The following is a 9,796-nucleotide window of genomic DNA, read 5'->3' as shown; positions in this document are numbered from 1 at the left end:
CGAAGGGCACGTGTTTTTGAAAAATCCCGAGCAGCTAGAAGAAGGCGGTACGCCGCCTATAATCGGGCTTATGCGGGCAAATTTGGCATATGCGCTGCGAAACGAGGTGGGCTTCGAGCAAATAAAAAGTGCCGAGGACGAGCTAGCGCGGCTTTTTGAGAGCGAGCTAGCGGGCATTGACGAGATCATAAACTACGCTCCAAAGGGCGCGCCGCGGCTGCCGATAATTTCCTTTAACGTGCGCGGCGTCTCGGCGTATGATTTCGCCGCGAGCCTTAGCAACGACTTTGGTATCCAGACGCGCGCGGGCGTGATGTGCGCGGGGCCCTACGCTCACGATCTGCTGGGTATCAAGGAGGGGCGCATGCCAGAAGCCAAGCCCGGCTTCGTGCGCGTGAGCCTGCACTACACGCACACCGAGCAAGACGTGCGCTATTTAGTTGGCGCGATAAAATCCTGCATCAAAAAGCACCGCGAGCTTTGGGGCGAGGAAAAGGCGATGTATGAGATGTTTGGCGGGAAAATTTAAATTTGAGCGGGTTAAATTTGACTCGCGAAAAGATCAAATTTGAGCAAATCAAAAATGCGCGGTCAAATTTGAAAATTTACGCCGTAAAGATACGGGTTTGGGCGGTCAAATTTGATTAAATTTAAAAAATAAAAAGAGTAAATTTAAGAGAGAAAAAGGGCGCAAAGCGCGCCCGAATCACGCAAATTTAAGCCATAAATTCGACTCAAATTTGCGCGTAAATTAAATTAGTTTTTGCGACTGTTTGCGTCAGGCGTGAAAAGCGGCTTATCTAGCAGCTTAAAGTCGCCGATAAATTTCTGACCCTCTTCGCTCGTCGCCCACTCGATAAATTTATTTGCGTTTTCGATGTCGGCCTTAGCGCAGTGCTTCGGATTTACCGCGATTAGCGAGTAGAAGTTCTTTAGGTCGTTGTCGCCCTCGTTGATGATGACCATCTCAGGCGCGCCTTTTTTGGTGTCCTCGTACTTGATGTAGGTGCCGCGGTCGGTGAACGTCACGCCCTTTTGCTCGGCTGCAGCGTTGATAGTAGCTAGCATGCCTTGGCCTGTTTGCATGTACCAGCCGTCTTTTTCAGGCACTTCGCCGATGATTTTTTTCCAGATACCTTTTTCTTTGTTGTCGGTGCCTGATTTATCGCCGCGAGAGAAAAATTTGATATTCTCTTTTTTGATCAGCTCAAAGCTCTCTTTGATGTCTTTGCCTTTAAATTTATCGGCGATAGATTTATCGGCGATGACGACGAAGTCATTGTACATTACGGGTTTTCTCTCAACGCCAAAGCCCTTTTCTACAAATTCTTTCTCAACTTTTGGCGAATGCACGAAAAGTATGTCCGCATCGCAGTTTTCGCCTAGTTTTAAAGCTGCTCCCGTGCCTACGGCAGTCCATTTGATATCGACGCCGGTTTTTGCCTTATACGCAGGATAGATCGCGTCTAGTAGCCCCGTGTTATCGGTGCTGGTCGTAGTTGCCATGATGAGTTCGCTGTCGCCCGCGAACGCCAAAACGCTCGCGATTAGCGAGCCTAATATTACTTTTTTCATTTTTCTCCTTTTTTAAAAAGTATGCTATTATAGCACATTAAATTAATACTTAAGAAATATACAAAGGAAAGAATATTTGGATTTTTTACTAAACGGATTTTTGGAGGCCTTTAGACTGCTTTTTAGCGGCGACGAGGAGACGTATTCGGCGATCAGGGCGACGCTTTACACTTCGAGCGTTTCGATATTTTTTGCGATTTTAGTCGGTTTTCCGCTAGGCTTTACGCTGGGATTTTACGATTTTAGAGGGCGCAGGATTTTGCGACTGCTCAGCGATACGGCGCTTGCGATGCCGACGGTTGCGATCGGGCTTATTTTGTATGCATTTATCACGCGAAACGGCCCGTTTGGCGAGTTTGGGCTGCTTTTTACGCTAAAGGCCGTGATGCTGGGGCAGTTCGTGCTGGCTCTGCCTATCATCGTCTCGCTAAGCGCTAGCGTCGTGGAAAATATGGACAAAAAGCACTATCTAACCATCCTAAATTTACGCCTGAGCCCGCCTAGGCTAGTGGGCTGCGTGCTTTACGAGCTGAGGTATGCTCTGATGGTGGTCGTAGCGACGGCGTACGGGCGTATCGTGGCTGAGGTGGGCGTGGCGATGATGATCGGCGGAAATATCAAATATTTTACCCGCACGATCACGACTGCGGTGTCGCTGGAGACGAACAAGGGCGAGTTTGCGATGGGTATAGCGCTGGCTTTGGTGCTTATTTTTATCGCATTTGCGGTAAATTTGGCGATACACGCGCTAAAAAGGCTTGATCGATGAAATTTGATAAATTTGAAAAAAATACGCTCGTAAAAAGCTGGCAGGACGCCTCAAATTTGAGCCTTTTGTTTAAATTTAACGAGAAAGGCGCAAAGTGATAAACGTTAGAAATTTACGCCTAAACTACGGCGCGAGCGAGATTTTAAACATCCCGCGCCTTGATATCGACGTTACCAAAATCACTGCGCTAACGGGCAGCAACGGCAGCGGCAAAAGCACGCTGATGCGAGTGATGTCGTTTTTACAAAAGCCAACTAGCGGCGAGGTGCGGCTGTGGGGAAGCAGCGCGCCTAGTCTAAATTTACTGCGCGACGTTAGCGTTTTGTTGCCAGAGCCCGCGCTTTTAAAACGCTCCGTGAGAGAAAATTTCAAGGCCGTTTTAAAAAGCCGCGGAGTGCTAGGGGAATTTGACGAGCGAGCGAGCGAGGCGTTAAATTTGGTCGGGCTTGACGAGAGTTTTTTAAACAAGCGCCACTTTGAGCTAAGCTCCGGGCAGACGCAGCGCGTTAGCTTTGCGTTAAATTTGGCGCTTAGATCGCGGCTATATCTGCTTGACGAGCCGACAAATAGCGTGGACGTGGGCACTTCAAAGCTTTTCGGCAAGGCGGTGCTTTACATGCGGCAAAGATACGGCTGCGGCTTTGTGATCGCTAGCCACGACGATAAATGGCTAACTGCCATCGCCGAGGAAAACGTCTTTTTGCACAAGGGGCGCGTGTGCGAATTCGAATACAAAAATATATTCGACGCGCGGGACGGGGTTTTAAAATTTGACGAAAACGCGGTCGTAAATTTGCCGTCAAATTTACGTAACGCCGTAAAGATCGCCGTAAATCCGGGTAAAGTAATGCTGAGTAAAACGCCGATAGAAGGCTATCTTGAAGGTATCTTGCACTCGGTTTCGCTCTATCTTGGCAAAGAGCTTTTGGTAAAAATCAAAATCGGCGACTTTTTGATAAAAACGCTGGCGCCAAATTCGCAAAATTTTAACGTCGGCGAAAATATTTATTTTAAATTTGACGAGGAAGCGTTTTTGGGGCTTGAATGAGCCTCAAATTTTGCAAATTTCGCTTCAAATTTTAAATTTAGGCTCATTTAACGCCCGTTAAAATAGCCGAGTTAAAAGTAAATATCAAAATGAAGCGTAAATGCCATATATATGCGTAAATTTCATATTTATTTTATCCCCTAAAAGTCGCCGTAAGTAATATGCAACTAAGGCATATTTAAGCGTATATTAATTTTTTTAATTTATTTTTTTTTAAGTATAAGAAATAAGCCAAAAAGTAGTATAGTTTCACAATCGAGAAAAATCTCAAAAAACAGATAAAAATGATAAAGGAAGGCGATGACTAGCAAGGGCGAATTTGCGGCGGGACGCGGGCTTTACTACTCGCTATTTTCGCGTTTTTTCGTTTTTAGCCAAGACGCGGATAGATTTGCAGGCGTAAACGCGATGCTAGGCCTTGCCGCGGCGCATGCGCTAAACGAAGAATCGGCCGCCGCGATAATGCGCATACAGGCAAAATTTGACGAGAAAAATCCGCAAAATTTAGCGGATGAATTCGATGAAATTTTCCACGCTCCGCCAAGTCCGCTTAGAAACTCGCTGTCATACTACGACGAGGGTTACGAGGTCGGGCATGCCTGCGCTAAAGTGCGTAAAATTTTAGCCCGCACCGACCTTAGGCGCGACGAGGCTAAATTTAAAGAAAACGAAGACAACGTGGGTTTCGTGTTTGCGCTAATGAGCGAATTTATCGCGCGAGAGAGCGAGCTGGAGCTATACGGCGAGCTTGAGGAGCAGCTTTTTAAAGAGATCATAAACCCAAACATCGACGAGTTTATAGAGAGTCTTTTTAATCACGAAAGTAGCGAAGTTTACAAAGACGTCGCAGTGCTTTTGCAAGGATTTATAGAGTTTGAGCGCGTAGTTTTAAGCGCGCCTCGTCCTATAAATCAAGGCGAAAGCAAAAAGACCTTGGATGGAGTTTCAAGATCTGAGGCTATAAGAAGACAAAAAAACCGAGTGAGAAAGCTAAAAGCTATGGAGGAAGAAAATGCAAAAAAATAGGCGAGAATTTTTAAAAAAGGCTGGGCTAGTCGGCGCGGTAGCGGCTACGGCCGGAGTAGCGACGGCAACGGCGTCAAACCTAAAATACGGTAAAAGCAAAAAGACCGAGGTGCTTTATAAAAGAAGCAAAAACTGGGATCTATACTACGAACAAGCGAAATAATAAAATTTAAGAAAGGATAAATATGTCTGAGGCAAATTTACGTCTTATGCCCCACTCAAACGCAGTCGGGCGAAGATCGTTTTTAAAAATGGCCGCGCTAGCAGGCGTAGCGGGCGGCATGAGCGGGCTGGCCGCTAGCGGCGTAACTAGAAGCGCCACAAAAGAAGAGATGGCAAATCCGTTTCCAAACTCTAAAATCGTAAAAACCGTTTGTACGGTTTGCTCCGTTGGATGCGGAGTGCGCGCCGAGGTAGAAAACGGCGTTTGGGTGCGCCAAGAGGTAGCCCAAGATCACCCGGTAAGCGCTGGCGGCCACTGCTGTAAGGGCAGCGACGTCATCGATATGGTGCGCTCTCACTGCCGCGTAAAATACCCGATGAAAAAAGTAGGCGGCAAATGGAAACGCATCAGCTACAAAGACGCGCTTGACGAGATCGGCGCCAAACTAAAAGCGTATCGCGAAAAAAATCCAGAGCAAGTAATGTTTTTAGGCTCTGCAAAAGATTGCAACGAACAAAGCTATTATATAAGCAAATTCGTAGCGATGTTCGGGACTAATAACCTAGATCACCAAGCACGTCTTTGACACAGCTCTACAGTCGCCGGTGTGGCGAATACTTGGGGTTACGGAGCTATGACAAATCATCTTGGAGATATCCAAAACGCGAAGTCTATCTTTATAGTGGGCGCAAATCCGGCGGTAAACCACCCGGTCGGCTTTAGGCATTTTCTAAAAGCGAAGGAAAATAACGGCGCAAAGCTAATCGTGGTCGATCCAAGATACACGAGAACTGCGGCTAAGGCTGATTATTTTGCTCAAATTCGCACCGGCACGGATATACCTTTTATGTACGGCATGATGAATATCATATTTCAAAACGGCTGGGAAGATAAGGAATTTATAAACGACCGCGTCTACGGTATGGATCTGATCCGCGAAGAGGCTGCCAAATGGACGCCTGAAGTCGTAGCAGATGTTTGCGGGATCAAAAAAGAGACGCTTCTTGAGATAACCGAAGTTTACGCTAAAAATCGCCCGGGATCGGTCGTTTGGGCGATGGGTCTAACTCAGCACACCATAGGCAGCTCAAACACTCGTATCGCTCCGATCCTGCAACTAGTGCTAGGAAATATGGGCGTATCAGGCGGCGGCTGTAATATTCTGCGCGGTCACGACAACGTTCAAGGCGCGACGGATATGGCGAATTTGCCGACCGAGTTACCCGGATACTATCCAAAAAACGAAGCCAACTGGAAATACTTCGCTAAGATGTGGAAGGTCGATTTTGAATGGCTCCAAAAGAATTTCGTTAAGCCTGAAATGATGTTTAAGCCCGGATTTACGCTATCAAAATGGTGGGCGGGCGTGCTTGACGGTAAAAACGGCAACGAAGCCATAGATAATGCCGGCGACAGTATAAAAGCCTTAGTAGTAATCGGCAACGGTATCACCTCTACCGCGCAACAAGTAAAAGTAAAAGAAGGCCTAGACGCGCTTGAGCTTTTGGTTCTAGTAGATCCTTTCGTAAACGATGCCGGCGTGATAACGGACAAAAAAGACGACGTCTATATACTGCCTGCGGCGACGCAGTTTGAAACCAGCGGTACGGTTGTAGCGACAAACCGCAGCGGCCAGTGGAGAAGCCAGGTCGTAGAGCCGCTTTTTGAGAGTATGCCCGATCACGAAATTTTATTCGAGCTTGCCAAAAGGCTAGGCTACTATGACGAGCTAACGCGCACGATCAGAGACGCCGAAGGTAAGATCGAGTGGCCTGAGGTCGCTACGCGCGAGATCGCAAATATAATTAAAACTATCGGCATGACGGGTTGGACTCCGGAAAGGCTCAAAAAGCACCAAGAAAACTGGGATAAATTTGACGAAAAAACAAGCCTAGGAAAACCGGGCACCGTAGTCGAAGGCGAATACTACGGCTTGCCGTGGCCGTGCTGGACGGAGGATCATCCGGGCAGCCCGATACTTTACGATATAAACAAGTCCGTTAGGCAAGGCGGTATGGGTTTTAGAAACCGCTTCGGCTTAGAGCATAACGGAGTTAGCCAATTAGCCGCAGACGGTAGCGCGCCAGTAGATTCGTTTGTCAAGGGCGGATATCCGGAGATCAAAAAAGATAACATCGAAAAGGTGCTAGGCATCACGCTAACCGAGGATGAAAAGGCTAAAATAGGCGGCAGCTGGATACATGACGATAGTAATATCATCGCTAAAAAATGCATGGAGAAAAACATCGCTCCGTACGGCAACGCGCGAGCTAGGACGATCGTTTGGACTTTTGCGGATCAAATTCCTCTTCACAGAGAGCCGCTGCATACGCCTAGATTCGATCTGGCGCAAAAGTATCCGAGCTTTGAGGATAAGAAACTTCAAAACCGCGTCGATACAAAATTTAAATCCGTCCAGCTAGCAAAGGACTACTCAAAAGAGTTTCCTATTATCCTCACGACGGCTCGCCTCGTAAATTTTAGCGGCGCGGGCATGGAGACGAGAGCTAGTATGTATCTAAGCCGCTTGACGCCTGAGATGTTTGCGGATATCCACCCTGAACTTGCGGCTAAACACGGCATTAAAAACTGGGATTTCATCTGGGTTCATTCGCCTGAAGGTACTAAGGTTAAGGTGCGCGCCAGAGTGGTACCGTCCGTTAAACCCGACACCATCTTTATGCCGTTTCATTATGCGGGTTATATGCAAGGCGTTGATATGACGGGTAATTTCCCGGAAGGCACCAAGCCTTATGCGGTAGGCGAGAGCGCAAATACCGTCACTAACTACGGATATGATATAAACACTCAGATTCCTGAAACCAAAAGCGGTCTATGCCGCATAGAAAAGGCGTAAAATGAGCGAATTTAACGATAACAATAGACTTAAATTTTACTGCGACGACGATAGATGTATCGACTGTAACGGCTGTGCGGTGGCTTGCGACGAGGCTCACGAGCTGCCTCTTGGCATCCGCCGCCGCCGCGTCATCACGCTAAACGAAGGCGTACCTGGTAAGGAAATATCAACCTCGATAGCCTGCATGCACTGCGAGGATGCTCCATGCTCGCTGGTTTGCCCGGTCGATTGCTTTTATATCAGAGCCGACGGCGTCGTGCTACACGACAAAGATATCTGCATCGGCTGCGGATACTGTCTATACGCGTGTCCGTTCGGCGCGCCTCAGTTTCCGCGCGAGGGAGTGTTTGGCGCCAAAGGTTCGATGGATAAGTGCACGATGTGCGCAGGCGGTCCGCTACCGACAAATAGCGAAGCCGAGCGCGAAGAGTACGGTCAGGATAGAATTTCCGAAGGAAAGGTGCCGGTTTGTGCGGCGATGTGCTCGACAAAGGCGCTGCTAGTAGGAGAATCCGCAATGATAGAAAAAATCTACGGCGATAGAGTCAAGGCTCGCGGCTACGGCTTTAAAGACCTAAAACAAACTCCGACCTGGAAGCTTGCTTATTACGCGGGCGACAGGCTAAAATACAGCTTCTAAATTTTCGCTCCGCGCTTTGGCGGGGCGAACTATTACACCAAATTTGACGCGGTTTGACTGCGTCAAATCTAACTCGCGTTTCTTTAGCTTCACTAAATTTTACATAGATAGTTCGTCAAATTTGAATGCAGGTAAATTTAAAATAAAAATGGATAAATTTAAGTAGAAAGGGCGGCCTCCCGCCCTAAATTTACGCTCTAACAGGCGACAAATACGGATTTGCCGAGTGCATCGACATCTCGTTTTGCTCTCTAAATTTGATAAATTCCTCTTCGCTTAGACGCCTGATATTTGCTATCGTCATCTTTAGCGGCGTGATGCCTGAGAGCGGATCGGGATCGCCGGCGTTTGCTAGCTCGTTACCGTCGGCCTCGCTATAGTGGAAGGTCGTAAATATCGTGCCTTCTTTTAGATCCGGATTTACGCGTAGTTTGGCCGCGATCTGGCCGCGTTTGTTTTGTACGAGCGCGTAGCAGCCCTCCTCTAGCTCCCTCTCGCGAGCGATATCGGGACTCACCTCTATGAGCGCGCCCTCTACACCAGCACCGTACTCTAGGGCAGGGCACTCTCTAGTCATAGTGCCTGTGTGGTAGTGATAGACCTTGCGTCCGGTCGTAAATAGGCACGGATATACCTCGTCTGGTACTTCGCTAAGCGCGCCGCTACCGACCGGATAGCCGTCCGGGATATTCATCTTGGCTCTAAATTCGGCCTCGGCCTTTGCGCGCTCCTCTTTATCATCTACGTAAAGTACCGGCGCGAAGCGGAATTTACCGCCCGGTAGCATAGACTTGTGATCTGCGTAAAGCACCGGCGTACCCGGATGCTCCTCGTCGGGGCACGGCCAGCTGATACCGCCTAGCTTGCCTAGTCTATAGTAGCTGATACCGCCGAAAAATTTAGGCATAAGCTCTCTTAGTTCGTTCCAAATTTGCTCAGGGCTCGCAAAGTCAAATCCCTCTAGCCCCATGCGGTTTGCGATGTTGCACACGACTTTCCAGTCAGGCTCCACGCCGCTAACCGGTTCGCTAGCTTTGCGCGTTCGCTGGACGCGGCGAGAGGTGTTTATAAACGTTCCGTCCTTTTCTCCCCAGCCCGCTGCAGGTAGCACCACGTCGGCCTTGTGCGCGCTCTCTGTGAAAAACAAATCCTGCACGATAAAGCAGTCTAGATGATGGACGGCGTGGACGAAGTGCTCGGTCCAAGGATCGCTCATTACGGGGTTTTCGCCGTAGACGTAGAGGACTTTTAGCTCGCCGCTATCCATTTTATCCGGCGCTTGCGTTAGCTTAAAGCCCGGAACCGGATTTAGCTCAAAGTGCCATACTTTGCGCGCTTGCTCCTGCGCGTAAGGGCTGTTTACCGCGCCGGCCGGGATGACGTTAGGCAGCGCGCCCATATCGCATGCGCCTTGGACGTTGTTTTGACCGCGCAGAGGATTTACGCCAGCGCCTTTTTTGCCCAAATTTCCGGTTAAAACGGCTAAATTTGATAGCGAAAAGACGTTTGACGTGCCGTCGCTAAACTGCGTGATACCCATCGTGTAGCAAATCGCCGCCGCGCCTGCTTTAGCATACATTCTAGCTGCCTCTATGATGAGCTCTTTTTTTATGCCCGTTTCGCGCTCGAAACGCTCAGGCGTAAAGTCCTTAACCGCCTCTTTTAGATATTCAAATCCCTCGGAGTATTTCTCGATAAATTCGCTATCTTGCAAA

General features: G+C 48.5%; 9 protein-coding genes. 7 read left to right on the top strand and 2 right to left on the bottom strand.

All coding sequences use genetic code 11. From position 1 onward, the window contains the following. Window positions 1-529, top strand: a 529-nt coding sequence (locus Q0338_RS07670) for an aminotransferase class V-fold PLP-dependent enzyme (protein WP_298086237.1), incomplete at its 5' end; no start/stop codon positions are given. Between the two features lie 227 nt (window positions 530-756). On the opposite strand, the gene tupA is transcribed toward Q0338_RS07670, so the two are convergent. Then, entirely contained in the window at window positions 757-1,575 is an 819-nt protein-coding gene (gene tupA / locus Q0338_RS07665) for a tungstate ABC transporter substrate-binding protein TupA (RefSeq protein WP_298086236.1), read from the bottom strand. A gap of 76 nt (window positions 1,576-1,651) precedes the next feature. On the opposite strand from tupA, the gene tupB reads away from it, so the two are divergent. The 6 genes from tupB to fdh3B all read left to right on the top strand — a co-directional run bounded on the left by tupB (window position 1,652) and on the right by fdh3B (window position 8,081). After that, on the top strand, window positions 1,652-2,344 hold the full coding sequence (gene tupB / locus Q0338_RS07660) for a tungstate ABC transporter permease TupB (RefSeq protein WP_298086235.1): 693 nt from the start codon (window positions 1,652-1,654) through the stop codon (window positions 2,342-2,344). Between the two features lie 94 nt (window positions 2,345-2,438). Beyond that, window positions 2,439-3,392, top strand: coding sequence for a tungstate ABC transporter ATP-binding protein TupC (tupC, locus tag Q0338_RS07655; RefSeq protein WP_298086234.1), 954 nt, complete (start codon window positions 2,439-2,441; stop codon window positions 3,390-3,392). A 300-nt stretch (window positions 3,393-3,692) separates the two neighbouring features. Further along, window positions 3,693-4,418 (top strand): molecular chaperone TorD family protein, encoded by a 726-nt coding sequence (locus Q0338_RS07650; RefSeq protein ID WP_298086233.1) that lies wholly within the window; start codon window positions 3,693-3,695, stop codon window positions 4,416-4,418. Beyond that, window positions 4,405-4,581, top strand: coding sequence for a twin-arginine translocation signal domain-containing protein (locus Q0338_RS07645; protein WP_298086232.1), 177 nt, complete (start codon window positions 4,405-4,407; stop codon window positions 4,579-4,581). The genes Q0338_RS07650 and Q0338_RS07645 overlap by 14 nt, the downstream gene beginning before the upstream one ends. A 46-nt stretch (window positions 4,582-4,627) precedes the next feature. Continuing rightward, window positions 4,628-7,438: a molybdopterin-dependent oxidoreductase gene (locus Q0338_RS07640; protein WP_298086238.1), complete on the top strand. Its 2,811-nt coding sequence runs from the start codon at window positions 4,628-4,630 to the stop codon at window positions 7,436-7,438. 1 nt (window position 7,439) lies between these two features. Continuing rightward, window positions 7,440-8,081 (top strand): formate dehydrogenase FDH3 subunit beta, encoded by a 642-nt coding sequence (fdh3B, locus tag Q0338_RS07635; protein ID WP_004321074.1) that lies wholly within the window; start codon window positions 7,440-7,442, stop codon window positions 8,079-8,081. 190 nt (window positions 8,082-8,271) lie between these two features. Here fdh3B and Q0338_RS07630 read toward each other — a convergent pair. Further along, window positions 8,272-9,796 (bottom strand): molybdopterin-dependent oxidoreductase (locus Q0338_RS07630; RefSeq protein ID WP_298086231.1); only part of this gene is annotated, 1,525 nt, incomplete at its 5' end.

The sequence above is a fragment of the uncultured Campylobacter sp. genome (genome assembly GCF_938018145.1).
Lineage (GTDB): Bacteria > Campylobacterota > Campylobacteria > Campylobacterales > Campylobacteraceae > Campylobacter_A.
The sequence above is the reverse complement of the archived record's forward strand: the minus strand, read 5'-3'. Positions and strand labels throughout refer to the sequence as shown.

Coding starts and splice junctions, on each gene's coding strand:
- tupA (WP_298086236.1), bottom strand. CDS start 1,575: ATGAAAAAAGTAATATTAGGCTCGCTAATCGCGAGCGTTTTGGCGTTC.
- Q0338_RS07650 (WP_298086233.1), top strand. CDS start 3,693: ATGACTAGCAAGGGCGAATTTGCGGCGGGACGCGGGCTTTACTACTCG.
- Q0338_RS07645 (WP_298086232.1), top strand. CDS start 4,405: ATGCAAAAAAATAGGCGAGAATTTTTAAAAAAGGCTGGGCTAGTCGGC.
- fdh3B (WP_004321074.1), top strand. CDS start 7,440: ATGAGCGAATTTAACGATAACAATAGACTTAAATTTTACTGCGACGAC.